Source organism: Kitasatospora sp. NPDC008050, from assembly GCF_042957465.1.
In the GTDB taxonomy this organism is placed as follows: domain Bacteria; phylum Actinomycetota; class Actinomycetes; order Streptomycetales; family Streptomycetaceae; genus Kitasatospora.
In genome coordinates, this window is the sequence record NZ_JBIBIJ010000005.1 from 233,229 (window position 1) to 256,568 (window position 23,340).

Here is a 23,340-nt window from a genome sequence, read left to right on the forward strand (position 1 = left end):
GCACTCAACCGAGCAACTTGACTATCTTGCCATATCAGAGGCGTTTGACGCCAATTGCCGCCGGGTAGCACATGGAACGATTTTCTGAGCGGGCGTCAACTCGCCCCGCGGGCACGCCGAAGGGCCCCGGCGACCGTCCTCGCGGACGGCCACCGGGGCCCTTCGAGCAGCCTGTGGTACAGGCAGGTCAGACGGTCAAATTACTTGACGATCTTGGTGACCTGGCCGGCGCCGACGGTGCGGCCACCCTCACGGATGGCGAACTTCAGGCCCTCCTCCATGGCGATCGGCTGGATCAGCACGACCGACATGGCGGTGTTGTCGCCCGGCATGACCATCTCGGTGCCCTCGGGGAGGGTCACGACGCCGGTCACGTCCGTGGTACGGAAGTAGAACTGCGGGCGGTAGTTGTTGAAGAACGGGGTGTGACGGCCACCCTCGTCCTTCGACAGGATGTAGGACTGGGCCTCGAACTCGGTGTGCGGGGTGACGGTGCCCGGCTTGATGATGACCTGGCCGCGCTCGACATCCTCGCGCTTGATGCCACGGAGCAGCAGACCGACGTTCTCACCGGCCTGGCCCTCGTCGAGCAGCTTGCGGAACATCTCGATGCCGGTGACCGTGGTGGTGGTCTTGGTCTCCTTGATGCCGATGATGTCGACAGTCTCGTTGACCTTGAGGATGCCACGCTCGATACGACCGGTGACGACGGTGCCACGACCGGTGATCGTGAAGACGTCCTCGATCGGCATCAGGAACGGCTGGTCGGTGAGGCGAGCCGGGGTCGGGATAGCCTCGTCGACCGCGTGCATCAGGCCGAGGAGCTTCTCGCCCCACTCCTTGTCGCCCTCCAGCGCCTTCAGCGCGGAGACGCGGACGACCGGCAGGTCGTCGCCCGGGAACTCGTACTCGGAGAGCAGCTCGCGGACCTCGAGCTCGACGAGCTCCAGGATCTCCTCGTCGTCCACCATGTCGGCCTTGTTCAGGGCGACAACGATGTAGGGGACGCCGACCTGGCGGGCCAGGAGGACGTGCTCCTTGGTCTGCGGCATCGGGCCGTCGGTGGCGGCGACGACGAGGATCGCACCGTCCATCTGGGCCGCACCGGTGATCATGTTCTTGATGTAGTCCGCGTGACCCGGGCAGTCGACGTGGGCGTAGTGACGCGCCTCGGTCTGGTACTCGACGTGCGCGATCGAGATGGTGATACCGCGCTGCCGCTCCTCCGGCGCCTTGTCGATCTGGTCGAACGGCGTGAAGGGGTTGATGTCGGGGTACGCGTCGTGCAGCACCTTGGTGATCGCCGCGGTAAGGGTCGTCTTACCGTGGTCGATGTGACCGATGGTGCCGATGTTGACGTGGGGCTTCGTCCGCTCGAACTTCGCCTTCGCCACTGCAGTCCTCCTGAGGACAGTTCTGTACGCCGTACGACGTCAGTTGGTCTTTGATCGGGTTTTTGGAACGGGGTGCTGGTGGCACCCCATGCCGTCCCGCGGGTGGGGCGGAGACGCCGGCGGGGTCGGGGTACGACCCCGCCGGGTATGTCTCCTTAAAGCCTAAGGCGTGTGAAAAGTCCCGATTGCGGGACTTACTCGCCCTTGGCCTTGGCGATGATGTCGTCCGCCACGTTCCGCGGAACCTCGGCGTACGAGTCGAACTGCATCGAGTAGCTCGCGCGACCAGAGGTCTTGCTGCGCAGGTCACCGACGTAGCCGAACATCTCGGAGAGCGGCACCAGCGCGTTGACCACGCGGGCACCGTGACGCTCGTCCATGGACCGGATCTGGCCACGACGAGAGTTGATGTCGCCGATGACCTCGCCCATGTAGTCCTCGGGCGTGGTGACCTCGACGGCCATCATCGGCTCCAGCAGGGCCGGACCGGCCTTGCGGGCGCCTTCCTTGAAGGCCATCGAGCCGGCGATCTTGAACGCGAGCTCGGAGGAGTCGACGTCGTGCGCCGCACCGTCGAGCAGCGTCACGCGGACACCCTGGAGCGGGTAGCCGGCGAGGACACCGAACTCCATGGCCTCCTGGCAACCGGCGTCGACCGACGGGATGTACTCCCGCGGCACGCGGCCACCGGTGACCTTGTTGACGAACTCGTAGCCCTCGCCCGACTCCAGAGGCTCAATGGCGATCTGGATCTTGGCGAACTGGCCGGAGCCACCGGTCTGCTTCTTGTGCGTGTAGTCGATACGCTCGACGGCCTTGCGGATCGTCTCGCGGTACGCCACCTGCGGCTTGCCGACGTTGGCCTCGACCTTGAACTCACGGCGCATACGGTCGACCAGCACCTCGAGGTGCAGCTCGCCCATACCCGCGATGATGGTCTGGCCGGTCTCCTCGTCCGTGTTGACCTGGAAGGAGGGGTCCTCCTCCGCGAGACGCTGGATGGCGACACCCAGCTTCTCCTGGTCGCCCTTGGACTTGGGCTCGATCGCGACGCGGATGACCGGGGCCGGGAAGTCCATGGACTCCAGGACGACCGGGTTCTTCTCGTCGCTCAGCGTCTCACCGGTGGTGGTCTGCTTGAGACCCATCACGGCGATGATGTCGCCGGCGCCCACCGACTCGATCTCCTCACGCTTGTTCGCGTGCATGCGGTAGATCTTGCCGATGCGCTCCTTCTTGCCCTTGACCGAGTTCAGCACCGAGGTGCCGGACTCCAGGCGGCCCGAGTAAACCCGGACGAAGGTGAGCTTGCCGAGGTGCGGGTCCGACATGATCTTGAACGCGAGCGCGGCGAGCGGCTCGTCGTCCGAGGCCTTGCGGATGATCTTCGTCTCGGGGTCGTTCGGCTTCGTGCCCTCGATGCCCGTGATGTCGAGCGGCGACGGCAGGTACTTGACGACCGCGTCGAGCAGGGGCTGGACGCCCTTGTTCTTGAACGCGGAGCCGCAGAAGATCGGCGTGAAGTCCGAGTTCAGCGTGCCCTTGCGGATCGCGGCGACCAGCAGCTCCTCGGGGATGTCCTCGCCCTCGAGGGCGAGCTCCATCACCTCGTCGCTGACGTTCGAGACGGTGTCGAGCAGCTGCTCGCGGTACTCCGCAGCCTTCTCGGCCAGGTCGGCCGGGATCTCGACGGTGTCGTACATCTCGCCCTTGGGCGCATCCGCGGACCAGACCAGGGCCTTCATCTTCACCAGGTCGACGACACCGGCGAAGTCGCCCTCGGCGCCGATCGGCAGCTGCATGACCAGCGGGGTGGCGCCGAGGCGGTCCACGATGGTCTGCACGCAGAAGTAGAAGTCGGCGCCCGTGCGGTCCAGCTTGTTGATGAAGCAGATGCGCGGGACACCGTAGCGGTCAGCCTGCCGCCACACGGTCTCGGACTGGGGCTCGACACCGGCGACACCGTCGAACACCGTCACGCCACCGTCGAGCACGCGCAGCGAACGCTCCACCTCGACGGTGAAGTCGACGTGGCCCGGGGTGTCGATGATGTTGATGGTGTGGTCGGAGTCGTCAAGCGTCCAGTGACAGGTCGTCGCGGCCGACGTGATCGTGATGCCGCGCTCCTGCTCCTGCTCCATCCAGTCCATGGTGGCAGCGCCATCGTGGACCTCACCGATCTTGTACGAGACACCGGTGTAGAACAGGATCCGCTCGGTGGTGGTGGTCTTGCCCGCGTCGATGTGCGCCATGATCCCGATGTTGCGGACCTTGGCGAGGTCAAGGGAGGTTGCAGCCATGGTGGCTCGTTCTCTCTCTGTCTAGTGACGGGGTTCGGACTACCAGCGGTAGTGCGCGAAGGCCTTGTTGGACTCGGCCATCTTGTGGGTGTCCTCGCGACGCTTCACGGAAGCGCCCAGGCCGTTGCTGGCGTCGAGGATCTCGTTCATCAGGCGCTCGGTCATGGTCTTCTCGCGACGGGCGCGGGAGTAGCCGACCATCCAGCGCAGCGCCAGGGTGCTGGCGCGGCCCGGACGGACCTCGACCGGAACCTGGTAGGTGGCGCCACCGACACGGCGGGACTTGACCTCAAGGGCCGGCTTGACGTTCTCCAGCGCACGCTTCAGCGTCACGACGGGGTCCGAGCCGGTCTTCTCGCGGACGCCCTCCAGGGCGCCGTACACGATCCGCTCGGCGGTGGAGCGCTTGCCGTGCAGCAGGATCTTGTTGACCAGCGAGGTCACCAGCGGGGAGCCGTAAACCGGGTCGATGATGACCGGGCGCTTCGGGGCGGGGCCCTTACGAGGCATTCTTACTTCTCCTTCTTGGCGCCGTAGCGGCTGCGGGCCTGCTTGCGGTTCTTGACACCCTGGGTGTCAAGCGAGCCGCGGATGATCTTGTAACGCACACCCGGCAGGTCCTTCACACGACCGCCACGCACGAGCACGATGGAGTGCTCCTGCAGGTTGTGGCCCTCGCCCGGAATGTAAGCGGTGACCTCGATCCCGCTGGTGAGGCGCACACGGGCGACCTTACGAAGCGCCGAGTTCGGCTTCTTCGGGGTGGTCGTGTACACACGCGTGCAGACGCCACGACGCTGCGGGGAGCCCTTCAGCGCGGGCGTCTTGTTCTTCTCGACCTTGTCCTGCCGGCCCTTTCGGACCAGCTGCTGGATCGTAGGCACCGTTTCTCCGTTTTCTGTGTGCCATCGCTTGGTAGATCTAACCTGCGGTGTTCCCAGCTCACGCCGACCCACGAGGTCGGGTGTGTTGGGCTCCTTCCGGTCCTGCCAGAGGCGGGGACTGCGGAGGAAATCGCGGAATCCTGATGTGCTGATGCGCAGCGACGGCGCTCACGCGCGAGTGGCGCGGCGGCCGGTGTGCTTGCACGCACAAGGACCCGGGGACACCCCAGGCACAAGGTCAGAGCGTACCTAGCGCATCGGGCGCGGTCAAAACAAATGCGACCTGGCTGGTCGTGGCGGGATAGCGGTGCCGCCGGGGACCGGGCCCACGGCCGGACATGTGTCCGGGCGCGACCTGCTGGTGGGTGTCGCCCCGCCGCCTCGTCCGTCGTACCACACCGGGGGCGGCCCGGCGACCCGAGGGCCTGCTCGGGTCGCCGGGTGCCCGGCCGGCCTCAGCCGCGCACGCCCATCAGCAGCACGCCGAGCAGCAGCACCGCCGCCCAGCCGGCCACCGAGAGGTAGCCCAGCACCAGGCCCGCGGTGGCCATGCCGTCGCCGCTCTCCTGGGTCTCGCGGATCTGCCGGCGGGCGAGGTGACCGGTGATCACGGCCGGCACGCCGAGCACCCCGCCGGAGGGCACGCAGAGCAGGCCGAGCACCAGGGAGGCGATGGCCATGCCGTTGTTGGGGGCCGGGCGCACCGGTGCCAGGAAGGTCGGCGGGACCGTGGCGGCCGAGGGGCCCGACACCGGACCGGGCATCGGGCCGGTGGGCAGATCGGCCACGATCTGTGCCAGCTGGCCGTAGGTCTGGGCCTGGTGGGCGGCGTCGAAACGCTCGGAGTACTCGGCGGACGACAGCCGGCCCTCCGCGTAGGCCGCCTTCAGCACGTCCACCGTGCGGTCCCGATCGGTGTGCGCGGCGCGCATCGCGGCGTAGCCCGCGCCCTGCGCGCTCGGCTGGGGGCTGGGCCAGCCACCGCCCTGCGGCCGGCCGGGCCGGCCCGCCGGCGGCCAGGGCTGCACGTCGCCCATCCGGTCTCCTCCCGAAAGCGGCCCGCCCCGCGCGCCGCGCCTGTCCCCCAGTGGACGAACCGCACCCGCCGCTGGGTTCCACTCTCCGGGCACCATCATGCCCCGAACCCCGCCGGTTGCCGCCGGGGTTGGCCCACCCGCCGGTGACCGGCGCACCGGGCCGGGCCGGTCGGCAGGCCCGCTGCGGCATCATGGACTCGGTGGACGTAGACCAGAAGAGCATCGGTGAGCTGCTGGGACGAGCGCTGTCGGCGGTGCTGGACGCGCCCGACCGCCGGGTCGAGGACGCCGTGGACAGCGGGGCCTCGCTGCTGGCCGCCTCCGCCGAGCGCTGGCCCGCGGTGAGCCGGGGGCTGCTGACGCTGGCGGACACCTCGCTCGGCGCGCTCTGGACCCGCGGCTGGCGCCCCGCGGACCTCGCCCGGCTGGTCCGCCGCGATCTGGCCGCCACCCACCAGGCGCTGCTGGTCGACCTGGTCGCCGCCGAGGCCCGCCGCTACTCCCCCGCCGCGCTGGACCGGCGCTGGCAGGAGCAGCTGCGCGAGCTGGCCGGCGAGGTCTGGTGGCCGCGCGACGAGGAGTTCCTGCCCGGCTTCGCGGCCCGCCACCGGCTGGACCGGTTCGCGCTGGCCACCACCGCCCTGGAGCTGCTGCGGCTGCTCGGACGGCTGCCGGCCATCGCGCCGGTGGGGCCCGCGCCCGGCGCCGCCCAGCGGCCGGTCGAGCACCGGGCCGCGGTGCGGGTGCCGGGCGAACCGCGGATGCTCTCCCGGATCCGGGCGCTGCTGGCCAAGGCGGAGTCCACCGAGTACCCGCAGGAGGCCGAGGCGCTGACGGAGAAGGCGCAGCAGCTGATGGCGCAGCACAGCATCGACGAGGCGCTGCTCGCCGCCGGCCAGCCGGAGAGCGGCCTGCCGGGCGCGCTGCGGATCGGGGTGGAGAACCCGTACGAGGGCCCCAAGGCGATGCTGCTGGACGCGGTGGCGGCGGCCAACCGCTGCCGGGTGGTCTGGGCGAAGGAGTTCGGCTTCTGCACGGTGATCGGCTTCGACTCCGATCTGGACGCCGTCGAGCTGCTCTACACCTCGCTGCTGGTGCAGGCCACCGCCGCGATGCAGCGCTCGGGCAGCAAGCAGCACCTGGACGGGGCCTCGCGCACCCGGGCGTTCCGGCAGTCCTTCCTGGTCTCCTACGCGGCGCGGATCCGCGAGCGGCTGACCGAGGCCACCGAGCGCACCACCCGGGAGGCCGCGGCCGGCCGCCACCTGCGCGAGGACGGCACCGCCGAGCAGCTGGTGCCGGACGAGCGGCTGCTGCCGGCCCTGGCCGCGCGCGAGGAGGCGGTGGACTCGGTCACCGACCGGATGTTCCCCAAGCTGACCTCGCAGCGGGTGCGGGTGAGCGACGGCGAGGGCTGGGCGGCCGGGCGCGCGGCGGCGGACCGGGCCGCGCTGCACGGGCGCGGCCGGGTGGGGCGCGGGCAGGGCTGAGCTGAGCTGAGGGCGCCTTGGGATCGAGCGGGCGTCAGTCCCAGAGCGCGCCCAGGGCCAGGAGCTCGTCGCGGTGCTCGATCCGCCGTACCCAGTCGGCCGGCCAGACGTCGGGGCCGGCGTGCGCGCCCGCGAACGCGCCGGTCAGGCAGGCCAGGGAGTCGGAGTCGCCGCAGGAGTAGGCGGCTCGGCGCACGGCGGTGACCGGTTCGTCGGGGAAGAGCAGGAAGCAGAGCAGTCCGGTCGCCAGCGCCTCCTCGGCGATCCAGCCCTCGCCGGTGGCCAGGCACGGGTCCGCCTGCGGGTCGGGGTCGGCGAGCGCCGCGTCCAGGCGGTCCAGGGCGGCCAGGCACTCGTCCCAGCCACGCGCCATGAACTCCTCGGGCCGCACGATGCCGACCTGCGCCGCCAGGTCGTCGAGCCAGTAGGCGTCGTACCGCTCGCGGTTGGCGAGGGCGTGCGCACGCAACCGGCCGGGCAGCTCGTGCGGCGCGGTGCCCTCCGCCAGCAGCCGGACGGTGAGCGCGGTCAGGTCGCTCGCGGCGAGCGCGGTCGGGTGACCGTGGGTCAGCGCGGACTGCAGCTGCGCGGCACCGGAGAGCTGACGTTCGGTGAGGCCGGGCACCAGCCCGAGCGGCGCGACCCGCATGTTGGCGCCGCAGCCCTTGGAGCCGAGCTGACTGGCCTGCTGCCAGGGCTGCCCGGGCCGCGCCAGCAGTCCGCAGGCGCGCAGGCAGGTCATGCCCGGCGCGCGGTTGTTCTCGGGCGAGCGGGCCCAGGAGACGAACTCGTCGCGCAGCGGCGGCACCAGCCCCTGCGGGGTGAGCTCCCCCGGCCCGGCCTGCCGCACGGCGCGGGCCAGCGCGAGCGTCATCTGCGTGCCGTCGGTGACCAACGCCGGGGTGGGCAGCGGGAGTTCGCGCCAGTCGGGGCAGTAAGCGGCGATCTGCTCGATCTCGTCGAACTCGGTGGGGTAGCCCATCGCGTCCCCGATCGCGAGGCCGAGCAGCGTTCCGGTGGCGCGCATCATGTGGTCACCAGCAGTTCGTTCAGGCCGCGGATCACATATCCGGGCTGCCAGGTGGGTTCCCGCACCAGCGCCAACTCGGGCGCGTGGCGCAGCAGGGCGCCGAAGGACTCGGCGAGTTCGAGCCGGGCCAGCGGCGCGCCGAGGCAGAAGTGGAGTCCGGCACCGAAGGAGAGGTGCGGGTTGTCGGCCCGGGTGACGTCCAGCTGATCAGGGTCGGCGAAGCGCTCGGGGTCGCGGTTGGCGGAGCCGAAGAGCAGCGCGACCTCGGCGCCGCGCGGGATGCGCACCCCGGCCACCTCGACGGGCTCCAGCACCCAGCGCTCGAACAGCTGCAGCGGAGTGTCGTAGCGCATCAACTCCTCGATGGCGCTGGGCAGATGGCGCTCGACATCGGAGCGCAGCAGGGCCAGCTGGTCGGGGTTGCGCAGCAGCGCCCACCAGCCGTTGCCGGTGGTGTTGACGGTCGCCTCGTGCCCCGCGTTGAGCAGCAGGACGCAGGTGGAGATCATCTCCTGCTCGCTCAGCCGGTCGCCCTCCTCATGGGCGGCGATCAGCGCGGAGACCAGGTCCGGGCCGGGCGCGGCGCGCCGTTCCCGGATCAGCTCGCGCAGGTAGTCGGAGAACTCGATGCTGGCGGCCACCGCGCGCTCGGCCGCCGCCGGCGTCGGGTTGAGCTCGTACATCCCGGTGATCGCCGCCGACCAGGGCCGCAGCAGCCCCCGGTCGGCCGCGGGCACCCCGAGCATCTCGGCGATGACGGCCACCGGCAGCGGCTCGGCCACGGCCTTGATCAGGTCGCCGCCGCCCTCCTCGACCAGGCCGGTGACCAGGTCCTCGGCCAGCCGCGCCACAGTGGGCCGCAGCGCCTGGACCATCCGCGGCGTGAACGCCTTCGAGACCAGCCGCCGGATCCGGGTGTGGTCCGGCGCCTCCAGGTCGAGCAGCCCGTTGTCGTTGAGCGTGTGGAACGGCTCGTGCGCCGGGTCCGGCGGCGTGCGCCCGAACTCCTCGTGGCTGAACCGGTGCGTGTAGGTGCGCCCGAGCCGGCGGTCCCGGAGCAGTGAACTGACGTCCTGGTGACGGGAGATCAGCCACTGCCCGGTCGGTTCGAAGTACCGGACCGGCGCCTGCTCCCGCAGCTCGGCATACGCGTCGTAGGGGTGCGCGATGAACTCCGCCGACCATGGATCGAAGTGCGTCATCCGAGCAGCCTAGCGAGCGGGCGGGGCCGTCCCCGGGGTCATCCCCCGGCCTGCAGGCGGCGCACCAGCTCCGGCAGCGCCTGCGAGATCGGCTCCCGGATCACCTCGTCCGCGAGCTCGTCGTAGGGCGTCGGCTCGCCGTTGACCACGATCAGCCGGGCGCCGTTCTCCAGCGCGATCCGCGGCAGTGCGGCGGCCGGGTAGACCTGCAACGGAGTCGGTCGACAGGCCGGCCCCGGTCAGGACGGCGACAAGCGTGCGGGTCATGAGGGGACCCTAGGGCGCGCACCCGTCCCCCGCACCCGGGTTTCCGGCGGCCCCGCCCGGTGCGGGCGCCTGAGCCCGCCCCCCAGGGGGCGGACCGGTCAGGCCAAGAGCGGTGCGCCCCCGGTCGCGGCGGGCCGCTCCTCGCGCAGCCCGTAGCGGGCGTGCAGGCGCGTCAGCGGGGCCGGCGCCCACCAGGCCGCGCGGCCGAGCAGGGCCATGGTGGCCGGCACCAGCAGCATCCGCACCACGGTGGCGTCGATCAGCACCGCCAGGCTCAGCCCCAGGCCGATCTGCAGGATCTGGCCGAAGCCGCTGGTCATGAAGGCGGCGAAGACGATCAGGATCAGCGCGGCGGCGCTGGTGACGATCCGCCCGCTCTGCGCCAGGCCGACCTGGACGGCGGCCTTCGGGTCACCGGTGCGCAGCCACTCCTCGCGGACCCGCGCCAGGATGAAGATCTCGTAGTCCATCGCCAGGCCGAAGGCGATCGCGGCGATCAGTGGCAGCGCGACCAGGTCCAGCGCGCCCATCCCCTGGCCGCCGAGCAGGGCGGCGCCGTGGCCGTCCTGGAAGACCAGCTCGGTGATGCCCATCGCGGCGCCCAGCGACAGCGCGGTGGAGAGCACGGTCTTGACCGGGATCAGCACCGAGCCGGTGAAGCCGAAGAGCAGCAGCAGGATCCCGCCGACCACCACCGCGAGCGCACCGGGCAGGCCGTCGGTGAGCATCTGCTGGAAGTCGGCCACCCGGGCGGCGGTGCCGCCGACCTCGGCGGTGAGGCCGGGGTGCTGGGCGCGCAGGGCGCGCACCAGGGCGAGCGCCTGCGGGCCGTCGCTGCCGCCCGTGGGGGTCAGCTGGAGCTCGGTGGTGCCGTCCGGCAGCGTGCCGAGCTGCGCCGCACCGACCTCGGGCAGCGTGCGGGCCCGCTCGGCGAACGCGTCGTAGGCCGGGCCGTGGCCGCCCAGCAGCACGACGACCGGGTCGGCCGTGGACAGCTGCGGGAAGTGCGTGCGCAGGGCCTGGTAGGCGAGCCGGCCGTCCGAGCCGGCCGGCAGGTAGCGGGCGTCGCCGGCAGTGGTGCGCAGGCCCGCCAGCGGCAGTGCCAGCGCGGCCAGCGCGGCGGTGATGGTGACGGCGAGGAGCAGCGGGCGCGAGGTGCCCAGCCGGGCGATCCGGGCGAAGCCGCGGCCCGCGGTGGGCTTCGGCTCGCGCAGCCGCAGCCGGCGGCCGAACCGGGCGAGCACAGCCGGCACCAGGGTGACCGCGGCGGCCATGTCGATCAGCACCACGGAGGCGGCGGCCAGGCCCATGCTGCGCAGGAACGGGCTGTTGAAGGCGAGCAGGCCGCAGAGGCAGAGCGCGACGGTCAGGCCGGAGAAGAAGACGGTACGGCCGGCCGCCTGCACGGTCCGGGTGACGGCGAGCAGCAGGTCCGGGGTGTGGCGGCGCTCCTCGCGGAAGCGGTTGATCACCAGCAGGGCGTAGTCGATCGCCAGGCCCAGTCCCAGCATCGTGGTGACCTGCAGCGAGGAGGCGCTGATCTCGGTGAACTCGGAGACCACCAGCAGGCTCAGGAAGGTCCCGCCGATCCCGCAGAAGGCGACCAGGATCGGCAGCCCCGCCGCCAGCAGACCGCCGAAGACCAGCAGGCAGAGCAGCAGCACCAGCGGCAGCGAGAACAGCTCGGCGCGGCCGACGCCTTCCTTGCCCGCCTCGTTCATCTGCTGACTCAGCAGCGGCCCGCCGCTGACCTGCAGATGCGTGGCGTGCAGCTGGCGCAGCCGGGCCTCGGCGGCGTCCTGGGCGGCCTGCTGATCGTCGTCGGACAAGCCCCCGGCCAGCGTGACCGGGAAGATCAGGGCCTGGTGGTCCGCCGAGACCGCGCCACCCGGGCGGTACGGATCGGCGACCGGCCCGACGCCGGGTATCGCGGCCAGGTCGTGGACCGCGGCGGCGATCTGGGCCCGGAAGGCCGGGTCGGTGACGTCCTGGCCGCTGAGCACGGCGCTGATCGTGCCGCCCGAGTGGTCCGAGCGGTCGAGCCGGTCGGCCACCCGGTGCGACTCGCTGCCGGGGACCGAGCTGACCGACCCGGTCATCCGGGTGGCGCTGATACCGCTGAGGCCGAAGCCGAGCAGGATCACGGCGAGCCAGCTGAACAGGACGGCGAGCGGGTGACGCGTGGTCACCCTGGCGAGGAACGAGGTCATGGCGGTAACTCTGCTGGTGGCACCGCTCATCACGGATCCCCCGGCCGAGCGGTCCGCTCACCTCCCCCGTACGGGGGAGACGAGCGGACCGGCCACGGCTCAGCCCTCGCCCGCCACCACCGCGCCCGCCTCGTAGGCGAAGACCACCGCGTGCACCCGGTCGCGCAACTGGAGCTTGCTCAGCACGTTGCTGACATGGGTCTTGACGGTGTGTTCGCTGACCACCAGCTCGGCGGCGATCTCCGCGTTGGAGCAGCCGCGGGCGATCAGCCGCAGCGTCTCCTGCTCCCGGATGGTCAGCTGCTCCAGCAGTCTGGCCGGCGCGCGCACCGCCGCGCCCGGGCCCACCGGGCGGCGCGCCGCGAACTCGCTGATCAGGCGCTTGGTGACGGAGGGCGCCAGCAGCGCCTCCCCCGAGGCGACCAGCCGCACGCCGTGCGCGAGGTCGTCGCGCCGCACGTCCTTGAGCAGGAAGCCGCTGGCCCCGGCGTACAGCGCGTCGTAGACGTAGTCGTCGATGTCGAAGGTGGTCAGCATGATCACCTTGGTCGCCGGGTACTCGGCGCAGACCCGGCGGGCGGCCTCCAGGCCGTCCATCACGGGCATCCGCACGTCCAGCAGCAGTACGTCCGGGCGGTGCGCGGCCACCACCTCGATCGCCTCCTGACCGTTGGCCGCCTCCGCCACCACCTCGATGTCGGGCTGTGCGTCCAGGATCATCCCGAACCCGGCCCGCACCAGCTCCTGGTCGTCGGCCACCACCACGCGTATCACGGACATCCCCGCTCCCTCGTCATTCAGCTCGCCGCCCCGAGCGGCAGCCGCGCCGTCACCACGAAACCCCGCCCGTCCGGCGCCGGGCCGGCCGCGGCCCGGCCCCCGCAGGCCGCCGCGCGCTCCCGGATCCCGAGCAGCCCGCGGCCGCCGGACCAGCCCGCCCCACCGGCCGACCGGCGCAGCTCCTGGGCCCTGTCGTCCAGCCCGTGCCCGTTGTCGCTGACCGCCAGTTCGAGCGCCTGGTCCACCTCGGCGATCCGCACCTCGGCCGCGTTGGCGCCGGAGTGCTTGACGATGTTGGTCAGCGCCTCCTGGACGATCCGGTAGGCCGCCGTCTCCACGGCGGCCGGCAGCACCGAGGCCCGCTCGGGCAGCACCAGCCGCACCGCCACCCCCGCCACCGTCATCCGCTCGGCCACGGCGGCGAGCTCGGGCAGCCTGGGCTGCGGGGCGAGCTGCGGGCCCGCACCGTCCTCCTTGAGCACACCCAGCACCCTGCGCAGCTGCACCATCGCGTCGCGCCCCGAGTCGGCGATGGTGTCGAACGTCTTGATCGCCTTCTCCGGGTCGGCGCGCACCACCAGCGGGCCCGCCTCGGCCTGGATCACCATCAGCGCGACGGCGTGCGCCAGGATGTCGTGCATCTCCCGGGCGATCCGCCCGCGCTCCTGTGCGACCGCGCGAGCCGCGTCGCTGGCCGCGCGCAGCCCGGTCTCGCGCGCCCGGTCGGCCTCCACCCGGGCCAGCCGGCGCAGCTCGCGCACCGCGGTGCCGAGCGCGAAGGAGCCGACCACGGTGAGTTCGCTGAAGATCATCCCGTCCAGCGAGCGGGTGCCCAGCACGTTGGCCGGCACCAGGACCGCCAGCATCAGCCAGCGCTGCCAGTTCTTCCCCAGGTCGGCCAGGGTGTAGATGGCGACGACCCCGTAGACCGGGAGCTGCGGCTGGGCGGAGTGCGCGAACACCCCCAGCGCCCCCGAGAGCAGCACGGCGGCCAGGAAGACCGCGGCCGGCGCCCTGCGCCGCCAGGGCAGCGGCAGCGAGCAGCCGGCGGCCAGCAGGTAGGTCCACAGCGGCCAGTGCGTCTCGTCGTTGTGGACCGCCCAGAGCGAGACCGCGACCGAGACCACCGCGATCAGGCCGTCCACCACGTACGGGTTGATCCCGGCCAGCCGCTCCCGCAGCCACCGCCCCCGTTCGGCCAGCCACTGCTGACCGCGCGTCATCGCTTCCACCCGTTCCCCTCCCCCGTTCGCAGGGAGCCTATCGCCCCAGGTCAAGAGGTCGTAGGCGGGCTGGAGCGGGCGCTTGTCAGGCATGCGAGACGGTGACGTTGCCGGTGTCGGACTCGGCGTCGATCGCATGGCCCGAGGCGCCGTCCTGCGGAACCGACACCTTGACGCTGCCCGTGTCGGCCGTCGCCTTGACCGCGTAGCCGCCGGCCGGGACCACCACCTTGACGTTGCCGGTCGAGGTCTTCGCGGTCACCGAGCCCGGCACCCCGGTGAAGGTCGCGGAGACGTTCCCGGTGGACGAGCCGAGGCTGGCGCTGGCGCTGGTGAGGCCCACTCCCTCGACCGAGCCGGTTCCGGTGCTGGCCTGCACCCCGGCGCTCAGCCCGGACAGGTGCACGTCGCCGGTGCCTTCGCTGACCTTGACGTCGGTGCCCGCCGGCACGTCGACGTCGTAGTCGATCCCGCAGTCGTGGCAGCTGTAGGTGAGGGTGAGGGTGCCGTCGGCCACGGTGTGCGTGCTGGCCGGTGCCTTGCTGCCGTAGTTCTGGTGCTCCACCACGTGCACCCCGCTGCCGGCGCCGACCACCCGGATGTTGCCGGTATCGCCCTTGATCACCAGGGCGTGCACCGGCTGGTCGATCCCGTAGCCGACGTCGCGGTGCTGCTGGTCGTCGAAGTAGCAGCCGGACATCCCGAAGACGACCAAGCCGGTGATCGCGGTACAGCCGAGCAGCCGGGTCAAGCGCTGGTTCATCGGAGAATCCCCCTGGATCGCGGGCCCGGACCATCCGAACCGACCCCCTCAGCCTGCCCGCTCGCCCCCTGACCGGGGATCGCTCCCCCGGGCGGTTTACCCTCCTCCCCCGCGCGGGGGAGGAGGGGCTTTCCAGGGGCCGCGGAACGCCGCTGGGCGGCCACCCCCCGAAAGGGGTGACCGCCCAGCGGTGTTTAGACCACTCAGCCCGTGTACGGGCCGTAGTCGTAGTCGTCCAGCGGGACCGCCTGGCCGGAGCCGGCGCCGAAGGGCGACAGGTCGTAGTCGTCGTAGCCGACGGCCGAGTACATCGCGGCCTTGGCCTCCTCGGTCGGCTCGACCCGGATGTTGCGGTAGCGGGGCAGACCCGTACCGGCCGGGATGAGCTTACCCAGGATGACGTTCTCCTTGAGGCCCAGCAGCGGGTCCGACTTGGCGTGGATCGCCGCGTCGGTGAGCACCCGGGTCGTCTCCTGGAAGGAGGCGGCCGACAGCCAGGACTCGGTGGCCAGCGAGGCCTTGGTGATACCCATCAGCTGCGGACGGCCGGAGGCGGGGTGACCGCCCTCGGAGACCACACGACGGTTCTCGGTCTCGAACCGGCCGCGCTCGACGAGCTCGCCCGGGAGCAGCTCGGCGTCGCCCGACTCGATGATCGTCACGCGGCGGAGCATCTGCCGGATGATGATCTCGATGTGCTTGTCGTGGATCGACACGCCCTGGTTGTTGTAGACCTTCTGGACCTCGGCGACCAGGTGGATCTGGACCGCACGCTGGCCCATGATCCGCAGCACGTCGTGCGGGTTGGTGGCACCGACGGTCAGCTTCTGGCCGACCTCGACCGCCTGACCCTCGCTGACCAGCAGCTTCACACGCTTGGAGACCGGGTAGGCGATCTCGTCCGTGCCGTCGTCCGGGGTGACGACGAGCTTGCGGGTCTTCTCGGTGTCCTCGATCCGGACCCGGCCCTGCGCCTCCGAGATCGGGGCCACACCCTTGGGGGTACGGGCCTCGAAGAGCTCGACGACACGCGGCAGACCCTGGGTGATGTCGTCACCGGCCACACCACCGGTGTGGAAGGTACGCATCGTCAGCTGGGTGCCGGGCTCACCGATGGACTGGGCGGCGATGATGCCGACCGCCTCACCGATGTCGACCAGCTTGCCGGTGGCCAGCGAACGGCCGTAGCAGAAGGCACAGGTGCCGACGGCCGACTCGCAGGTCAGGATCGAGCGGGTCTTGACCTCGGAGATGCCGTGGCGGATCAGCTCGTCGATCAGCACGTCACCGAGGTCGGTGTTGGCGGTCGCGATGAGCTTGCCGTCGACGGTGATGTCCTCGGCCAGCATGCGGGCGTAGACGCTGGTCTCGACGTCGTCCGTCTTGCGCAGGACGCCGTCCTCGCCGACCGTGCCGATCGCCAGCTTGAGGCCGCGCTCGGTGCCGCAGTCCTCCTCGCGGATGATCACGTCCTGCGAGACGTCCACCAGACGACGGGTCAGGTAACCCGAGTCGGCGGTACGCAGCGCGGTGTCGGCCAGACCCTTACGGGCACCGTGGGTGGAGATGAAGTACTCCAGCACGGACAGGCCCTCACGGAACGAGGCCTTGATGGGACGCGGGATGGTCTCGTTCTTGGCGTTCGACACCAGACCACGCATACCGGCGATCTGACGCATCTGCATCATGTTTCCGCGAGCACCCGAGTCGACCATCATGAAGATGGGGTTGGTCTTCGGGAAGTTCGCGTTCATGGCCTCGGCAACCTCGTTGGTCGCCTTGGTCCAGATGTTGACCATTTCCTGCTTGCGCTCGTCGTTGGTCATCAGACCGCGCTCGTAGTTCTTCTGGACCTTCTCGGCCTGAGCCTCGTAGCCCTCGAGGATCTGCGGCTTGCTCGGCGGCACGACGACGTCCGAGATCGAGACGGTGACACCCGAACGGGTCGACCAGTGGAAGCCGGCCGCCTTCAGGTTGTCCAGGGTCGCCGCGACGATGACCTTGGGGTAGCGCTCCGCCAGGTCGTTGACGATCGCGGAGAGCTGCTTCTTGCCCACCTCGTAGTCGACGAACGGGTAGTCCTCGGGCAGCAGCTCGTTGAAGAGCGCGCGGCCCAGCGTGGTGCGCAGACGGAAGGACTCGCCCTCCATCCAGGCAGCCGGCTGGCCCTCGGACCACTCGGGGTCGACCGGCGGGGTCCAGCCACGCGGCGGGACGGTGCCGATCGGCAGGCGCAGGTCGATCGGGGCCTGGACGTCCAGCTCGCGGGCGTCGAAGGCCATGATCGCCTCGGCGGTCGAGGAGAAGGAACGGCCACCGCCCTTCACCTCATCGCGGTCCGAGGTGAGGAAGAACAGACCGAGCACCATGTCCTGGGTCGGCATGGTGACGGGGCGACCGTCGGCCGGCTTCAGGATGTTGTTCGAGGACAGCATCAGGATGCGGGCCTCGGCCTGCGCCTCCGCGGAGAGCGGCAGGTGGACGGCCATCTGGTCACCGTCGAAGTCCGCGTTGAACGCGGTGCAGACGAGCGGGTGGATCTGGATGGCCTTGCCCTCGACCAGCTGCGGCTCGAAGGCCTGGATGCCCAGGCGGTGCAGGGTGGGCGCACGGTTGAGCAGCACCGGGTGCTCGGCGATGACCTCTTCGAGGACGTCCCACACCACCGGGCGCGCGCGCTCGACCATGCGCTTGGCCGACTTGATGTTCTGCGCGTGGTTGAGGTCCACCAGGCGCTTCATCACGAACGGCTTGAAGAGCTCCAGCGCCATGGCCTTCGGCAGACCGCACTGGTGCAGCTTGAGCTGCGGGCCGACGACGATGACCGAACGGGCCGAGTAGTCGACGCGCTTGCCGAGCAGGTTCTGACGGAAACGCCCCTGCTTGCCCTTGAGCATGTCGGACAGCGACTTCAGCGGACGGTTGCCGGGGCCCGTGACCGGGCGACCACGACGGCCGTTGTCGAAGAGCGCGTCGACGGCCTCCTGAAGCATGCGCTTCTCGTTGTTCACGATGATCTCGGGGGCACCGAGGTCGAGGAGGCGCTTCAGGCGGTTGTTGCGGTTGATCACGCGGCGGTACAGGTCGTTCAGGTCGGAGGTCGCGAAGCGGCCACCGTCCAGCTGCACCATCGGACGCAGGTCCGGCGGGATGACCGGGACGCAGTCCAGCACCATGCCGTTGGGCTTGTTGGTGGTCTGCAGGAACGCCGAGACGACCTTGAGGCGCTTGAGCGCACGGGTCTTCTTCTGGCCCTTGCCGGTGCGGATGATCTCGCGCAGGCGCTCGGACTCCTCCGCCAGGTCGAAGGTCTCCAGGCGGTCCTTGAGGGCCGCGGCACCCATCGAGCCGGAGAAGTAGGTGCCGAAGCGGTCGCGCAGCTCGCGGTAGAGCAGCTCGTCGCCCTCAAGGTCCTGGACCTTGAGGTTCTTGAAGCGGGCCCACACCTCGTCCAGGCGGTCGATCTCGCGCTGCGCACGGTCGCGCAGCTGCTTCATCTCACGCTCGGCACCCTCGCGCACCTTGCGGCGCACGTCGGCCTTGGCACCCTCGGCCTCAAGCTCGGCGAGGTCGGTCTCGGCCTTCTTGGCGCGGTTCTCCAGGTCGGAGTCGCGGCGGTTCTCGATCTGCTGGCGCTCGACCGAGACATGCGCCTCCAGGGACGGCAGGTCGCGCTGGCGACGCTCGTCGTCCACCCAGGTGATCATGTAGGCGGCGAAGTAGATGACCTTCTCGAGGTCCTTCGGCGCCAGGTCGAGCAGGTAGCCGAGGCGGCTGGGAACACCCTTGAAGTACCAGATGTGGGTGACCGGCGCGGCCAGCTCGATGTGGCCCATCCGCTCACGACGCACCTTGGCGCGGGTCACCTCGACGCCGCAGCGCTCACAGATGATGCCCTTGAAGCGGACGCGCTTGTACTTACCGCAGTAGCACTCCCAGTCCCGGGTCGGACCGAAGATCTTCTCGCAGAAGAGCCCGTCCTTTTCCGGCTTCAGGGTGCGGTAGTTGATGGTCTCCGGCTTCTTGACCTCGCCGTGGGACCACTGGCGGATGTCGTCGGCGGTCGCGAGGCCGATGCGGAGCTCGTCGAAGAAGTTGACGTCAAGCACTGGTCGTCAAGCCCTCTTTCGTAAGTCGAAAGTCGTTCATCTGGTCTGAGGGGGGCCTGGGGGCGGGCCGGCCGACTGTTCGCCCTGGGGGCGGAATCAGCCGGCCCAACCTCCGTCAGACCTCTTCGACGCTGCTCGGCTCGCGCCGGGACAGGTCAATACCGAGCTCCTCGGCTGCGCGGAAGACATCCTCGTCGGAGTCCCGCAGCTCGATGTTGGAGCCGTCCGAGGACAGCACCTCCACGTTGAGGCAGAGCGACTGCATTTCCTTGATGAGCACCTTGAAGGACTCGGGAATGCCGGGCTCGGGGATGTTCTCGCCCTTGACGATGGCCTCGTAGACCTTCACGCGGCCGAGCACGTCGTCGGACTTGATGGTGAGGAGCTCCTGCAGCGCGTAGGCCGCGCCGTATGCCTCAAGGGCCCACACCTCCATCTCACCGAAGCGCTGACCACCGAACTGCGCCTTACCACCGAGCGGCTGCTGGGTGATCATCGAGTACGGGCCGGTCGAACGGGCGTGCAGCTTGTCGTCGACCAGGTGGTGCAGCTTGAGGATGTACATGTAGCCGACCGAGACCGGCATCGGGAACGGCTCGCCGGAGCGGCCGTCGAACAGCCGCGCCTTACCGGTGGAGTTCACCAGGCGCTCACCGTCACGGGTGAGGGTGGTGTTGTCCAGCAGACCGGTGATCTCGTCCTCGCGGGCGCCGTCGAAGACCGGGGTGGCGAGGTTGGTGCCGCCCTCGACCTTGTCCGCGCCGATCGCCTGCAGGCGGCGGGCCCACTCCTCGCTGAGGCCGGAGACGTCCCAGCCCTGCTTGGCGAGCCAGCCGAGGTGGATCTCCAGGACCTGTCCCGGGTTCATTCGGGACGGGACACCCAGCGGGTTGAGGATGATGTCGACCGGGGTGCCGTCCTCAAGGAACGGCATGTCCTCGACCGGGAGGATCTTGGAGATGACACCCTTGTTGCCGTGACGGCCGGCCAGCTTGTCACCGTTGGTGATCTTGCGCTTCTGGGCCACGTAGACCCGCACCAGCTGGTTGACGCCCGGGGGCAGCTCGTCGCCCTCTTCACGGTCGAAGACGCGCACGCCGATGACCTTGCCGGACTCACCGTGCGGCACCTTCAGCGAGGTGTCGCGGACCTCACGGGCCTTCTCACCGAAGATCGCGCGGAGCAGGCGCTCCTCCGGGGTCAGCTCGGTCTCACCCTTGGGCGTGACCTTGCCGACCAGGATGTCGCCGGTGACGACGTCGGCGCCGATCCGGATGATGCCGCGCTCGTCGAGGTCGGCGAGGACCTCCTCGGAGACGTTCGGGATGTCCCGGGTGATCTCCTCGGGGCCCAGCTTGGTGTCACGGGCGTCGACCTCGTGCTCCTCGATGTGGATCGAGGAGAGGACGTCGTCCTGCACGAGGCGCTGCGACAGGATGATCGCGTCCTCGTAGTTGTGACCCTCCCAGGACATGAAGGCGACGAGCAGGTTCTTGCCCAGCGCCATCTCGCCCTCGTCGGTGCACGGGCCGTCGGCCAGCACCTGGCCGACCTCGACCCGCACGCCCTCGTCCACGAGCACCTTCTGGTTGAAGGCGGTGCCCTGGTTGGAGCGGGTGAACTTGGCGGCGCGGTACGTGTTGTACGTGCCGTCGTCGTTGGCCACCGTGACGTAGTCGGCGGAGACCTCCTGGACCACACCGGCCTTCTCGGCGGTGATGACGTCCGCGGCGTCGACGGCGCAGCGGTACTCCATGCCGGTACCGACCACGGGCGCCTCGCTGCGCAGCAGCGGGACGGCCTGGCGCATCATGTTCGAGCCCATGAGCGCGCGGTTGGCGTCGTCGTGCTCGAGGAAGGGGATCATGGCGGTCGCGACCGACACCATCTGGCGCGGCGAGACGTCCATGTAGTCGATCTCGGTGCCGGGGATGTAGTCGATCTCGCCGCCACGGCGGCGCACCAGCACGCGGGGCTCGGCGAAGTGCAGGTCCTCGGTCAGCGGCGCGTTGGCCTGCGCGATGACGTAGCGGTCCTCCTCGTCAGCGGTCAGGTAGTCCACCTGCTCGGTGACGACACCGTCGACGACCTTGCGGTACGGGGTCTCGATGAAGCCGAAGGCGTTCACCCGTCCGTACGAGGCCAGCGACCCGATCAGACCGATGTTCGGGCCTTCCGGGGTCTCGATCGGACACATGCGGCCGTAGTGCGAGGGGTGCACGTCACGGACCTCGAAGCCGGCGCGCTCACGGGACAGACCACCGGGGCCCAGCGCGGACAGACGACGCTTGTGGGTCAGACCCGACAGCGGGTTCGTCTGGTCCATGAACTGGGACAGCTGGCTGGTGCCGAAGAACTCCTTGATGGAGGCGACGACCGGCCGGATGTTGATCAGGGTCTGCGGCGTGATCGCCTCGACGTCCTGGGTGGTCATGCGCTCGCGCACGACGCGCTCCATCCGGGCCAGGCCGGTACGGACCTGGTTCTGGATGAGCTCGCCGACGTTGCGCAGGCGGCGGTTGCCGAAGTGGTCGATGTCATCGACCTCGACGACGATGTCGCGGCCCTCGTCGTCACGCCACTCGGTCTCGCCCGCGTGCAGCTTCACCAGGTACTTGATCGCACCGATGATGTCGGGCTCGGTGAGCACGCCGGAGTCCAGCGACTCGGCGTTGCCCAGCTTGCGGTTGACCTTGTAACGGCCGACCTTGGCGAGGTCGTAGCGCTTCGGGTTGAAGTAGAGGTTCTCCAACAGCGTCTGCGCGGCCTCGCGGGTCGGCGGCTCGCCGGGGCGCAGCTTGCGGTAGATGTCCAGCAGCGCGTCGTCCTGGCCCTGGGTGTGGTCCTTCTCCAGGGTGGCGCGCATCGACTCGTACTCGCCGAACTCCTCGAGAATCATCTCGTTGGTCCAGCCGAGGGCCTTGAGCAGCACGGTGACCGACTGCTTGCGCTTGCGGTCGATGCGGACACCGACCATGTCGCGCTTGTCGATCTCCATCTCCAGCCAGGCACCACGCGAGGGGATGACCTTGCAGGAGAAGATGTCCTTGTCGGACACCTTGTCCAGGGTGGAGTCGAAGTACACGCCCGGGGAGCGGACCAGCTGCGAGACGACGACACGCTCGGTGCCGTTGATCACGAACGTGCCCTTGTGGGTCATGAGCGGGAAGTCGCCCATGAAGACCGTCTGAGACTTGATCTCACCGGTCTCGTTGTTGGTGAACTCGGCCGTGACGAAGAGCGGGGCGGCGAACGTGAAGTCGCGGTCCTTGCACTCGTCAATCGAGTTCTTCGGCGGCTCGAAACGGTGGTCGCGGAAGGTCAGGGACATCGACCCGCTGAAGTCCTCGATCGGGGAGATCTCTTCGAAGATCTCCTCCAGACCGGACTTGGTGGGGACGTCCTGACCACTCTCCAGGGCCGCCTCGACCCGGGACTTCCAGGCCGCGTTGCCGAGCAGCCAGTCAAAGCTCTCGGTCTGCAGGGCCAGGAGGTTCGGGACCTCGAGGGGCTCCTTGATCTTCGCGAAGGAGACGCGGAGCGGGGCGGTGGAATTGGCGTTGTTCGAGGCGTTGCGCGGCGCGGCCAAGAGGGGGGTCCTTCCGAGGGCTCGGAGCTCACTGCGCGCGTACCGGCCGGGCCTTGCCGAGGGGGGAAACCCCAGGTCAGGGCAGCGCACACTCCGGGCGACGAGTCACGGAGCAGCTAACAGGCAGCGCAAAGGGACAGTGTAGCCAAACGGCACACTGCTGTCCAGCCCTGATTCGGAGACCGAATCGGACACTCCCTACTGCTCGTCCTGCCACCGCGCACTGCAGCGGTGCCCAACCTCTCCTGAGGCCGGCACCGCGACTCACGTGAGTCATTTCCCGCCGCGACCCCGGGTTATGCATCCGGGGACACTCAAACTAACGGCCAACCGCCCTCACGGTGTCGGCGCGCGACTTGAGAATCGCGCGCCGCGTGCCGTTCGTCAAGGCCCGGCCGGAGCGCGGACCTCGTACTCTTCATCGCTCTGTGCCCCCGCCGCGTTACAGCGGACCTGTCAGCGGCCGGGGCCGCCGGTCGATGATCACCGGGATCGAACGTGATCACCTTACCGGCCCGCACCGACACAAAAGGCCGGGCCGGCCACCCCGCGAGGGGTGACCGGCCCGGCCGAAGTGCTCACTCAGGAGCGTGCTCACTCAGGAGCGAGAAGTCACTTGACGGTGACCTTGGCGCCAGCGGCCTCGAGGGCAGCCTTGGCCTTCTCGGCAACGTCCTTCGCGACCTTCTCCAGCACCTTGGCGCCGGCGGTGTCAACGAGGTCCTTGGCCTCCTTCAGGCCGAGGGAGGTCAGGGTGCGCACCTCCTTGATGACCTGGATCTTCTTGTCGCCGGCACCATCGAGGATGACGTCGAACTCGTCCTGCTCCTCGACGGCCTCAACGGCACCCGGGGCGGCAGCGGCGGCAACGGCAACCGGAGCGGCGGCGGTGACGTCGAACTTCTCCTCGAAGGCCTTCACGAACTCGGAGAGCTCGATCAGGGTCATGCCCTCGAACTCCGCGAGCAGGTCGTCCTGGGACAGCTTCGCCATGATGGCGTCCTTCCACTAAATCGGCAGGTGGTGCCGGATGTACGGGATTGGCGGGCGCGGGCCCGCAGC

15 protein-coding genes and 1 pseudogene are annotated in these 23,340 nt (G+C 69.8%); 1 reads left to right on the forward strand and 15 read right to left on the reverse strand.

The genetic code is table 11. The features are described from left to right. Positions 1 to 200: 200 nt before the first annotated feature. From tuf to ACFZB9_RS12525, 5 genes are all read right to left on the reverse strand, one after another. Positions 201 to 1,394 (reverse strand): elongation factor Tu, encoded by a 1,194-nt coding sequence (gene tuf, locus ACFZB9_RS12505; RefSeq protein ID WP_329564865.1) that lies wholly within the window; start codon positions 1,392 to 1,394, stop codon positions 201 to 203. A 194-nt stretch (positions 1,395 to 1,588) separates the two neighbouring features. After that, positions 1,589 to 3,694: an elongation factor G gene (gene fusA, locus ACFZB9_RS12510; RefSeq protein ID WP_391446284.1), complete on the reverse strand. Its 2,106-nt coding sequence runs from the start codon at positions 3,692 to 3,694 to the stop codon at positions 1,589 to 1,591. A 39-nt stretch (positions 3,695 to 3,733) separates the two neighbouring features. Then, the gene (rpsG, locus tag ACFZB9_RS12515; RefSeq protein WP_035848142.1) at positions 3,734 to 4,204 is read right to left on the reverse strand and encodes a 30S ribosomal protein S7; all 471 of its coding nucleotides are present in this window, start codon (positions 4,202 to 4,204) and stop codon (positions 3,734 to 3,736) included. Positions 4,205 to 4,206: 2 nt separating this feature from the next. Further along, positions 4,207 to 4,578, reverse strand: a complete 372-nt coding sequence (gene rpsL / locus ACFZB9_RS12520; RefSeq protein WP_014144289.1) for a 30S ribosomal protein S12 — start codon at positions 4,576 to 4,578, stop codon at positions 4,207 to 4,209. Between the two features lie 455 nt (positions 4,579 to 5,033). Further along, positions 5,034 to 5,615, reverse strand: a complete 582-nt coding sequence (locus tag ACFZB9_RS12525; RefSeq protein WP_391446285.1) for a DUF1707 and DUF4190 domain-containing protein — start codon at positions 5,613 to 5,615, stop codon at positions 5,034 to 5,036. A gap of 191 nt (positions 5,616 to 5,806) precedes the next feature. Between ACFZB9_RS12525 and ACFZB9_RS12530 the strand changes: the two genes are divergently transcribed. Next, on the forward strand, positions 5,807 to 7,105 hold the full coding sequence (locus ACFZB9_RS12530) for a DUF2786 domain-containing protein (RefSeq protein ID WP_391446746.1): 1,299 nt from the start codon (positions 5,807 to 5,809) through the stop codon (positions 7,103 to 7,105). A 34-nt stretch (positions 7,106 to 7,139) separates the two neighbouring features. Here ACFZB9_RS12530 and ACFZB9_RS12535 read toward each other — a convergent pair whose 3' ends face one another. From ACFZB9_RS12535 to rplL, 10 genes and pseudogenes are all read right to left on the reverse strand, one after another. After that, positions 7,140 to 8,135 carry an ADP-ribosylglycohydrolase family protein gene (locus ACFZB9_RS12535; RefSeq protein ID WP_391446287.1) on the reverse strand — a complete coding sequence of 332 codons (996 nt, stop codon included), beginning with the start codon at positions 8,133 to 8,135 and terminating at the stop codon, positions 7,140 to 7,142. Next, positions 8,132 to 9,337 (reverse strand): cytochrome P450, encoded by a 1,206-nt coding sequence (locus ACFZB9_RS12540; RefSeq protein ID WP_391446289.1) that lies wholly within the window; start codon positions 9,335 to 9,337, stop codon positions 8,132 to 8,134. Before ACFZB9_RS12540 ends, ACFZB9_RS12535 begins: the two co-directional genes overlap by 4 nt. A gap of 38 nt (positions 9,338 to 9,375) precedes the next feature. After that, positions 9,376 to 9,555 (reverse strand): annotated as a pseudogene (locus tag ACFZB9_RS12545) (NAD-dependent deacetylase); the annotation flags it as partial. A gap of 147 nt (positions 9,556 to 9,702) precedes the next feature. Further along, positions 9,703 to 11,814 (reverse strand): MMPL family transporter, encoded by a 2,112-nt coding sequence (locus ACFZB9_RS12550; protein ID WP_391446291.1) that lies wholly within the window; start codon positions 11,812 to 11,814, stop codon positions 9,703 to 9,705. 99 nt (positions 11,815 to 11,913) lie between these two features. Further along, positions 11,914 to 12,594 (reverse strand): response regulator, encoded by a 681-nt coding sequence (locus ACFZB9_RS12555; RefSeq protein ID WP_391446293.1) that lies wholly within the window; start codon positions 12,592 to 12,594, stop codon positions 11,914 to 11,916. A 17-nt stretch (positions 12,595 to 12,611) separates the two neighbouring features. Beyond that, positions 12,612 to 13,817 (reverse strand): histidine kinase, encoded by a 1,206-nt coding sequence (locus tag ACFZB9_RS12560; RefSeq protein WP_391446295.1) that lies wholly within the window; start codon positions 13,815 to 13,817, stop codon positions 12,612 to 12,614. An 85-nt stretch (positions 13,818 to 13,902) separates the two neighbouring features. Further along, positions 13,903 to 14,580, reverse strand: a complete 678-nt coding sequence (locus ACFZB9_RS12565) for a DUF4097 family beta strand repeat-containing protein (protein ID WP_391446296.1) — start codon at positions 14,578 to 14,580, stop codon at positions 13,903 to 13,905. Between the two features lie 203 nt (positions 14,581 to 14,783). Continuing rightward, a complete protein-coding gene (locus ACFZB9_RS12570) occupies positions 14,784 to 18,689 on the reverse strand; it encodes a DNA-directed RNA polymerase subunit beta' (protein ID WP_391446298.1) in 3,906 nt (1,301 codons plus the stop codon). A 115-nt stretch (positions 18,690 to 18,804) separates the two neighbouring features. Then, the gene (gene rpoB / locus ACFZB9_RS12575) at positions 18,805 to 22,278 is read right to left on the reverse strand and encodes a DNA-directed RNA polymerase subunit beta (protein ID WP_391446300.1); all 3,474 of its coding nucleotides are present in this window, start codon (positions 22,276 to 22,278) and stop codon (positions 18,805 to 18,807) included. Positions 22,279 to 22,890: 612 nt separating this feature from the next. After that, positions 22,891 to 23,271 carry a 50S ribosomal protein L7/L12 gene (rplL, locus tag ACFZB9_RS12580; protein WP_391446302.1) on the reverse strand — a complete coding sequence of 127 codons (381 nt, stop codon included), beginning with the start codon at positions 23,269 to 23,271 and terminating at the stop codon, positions 22,891 to 22,893. Positions 23,272 to 23,340 lie beyond the last annotated feature (69 nt).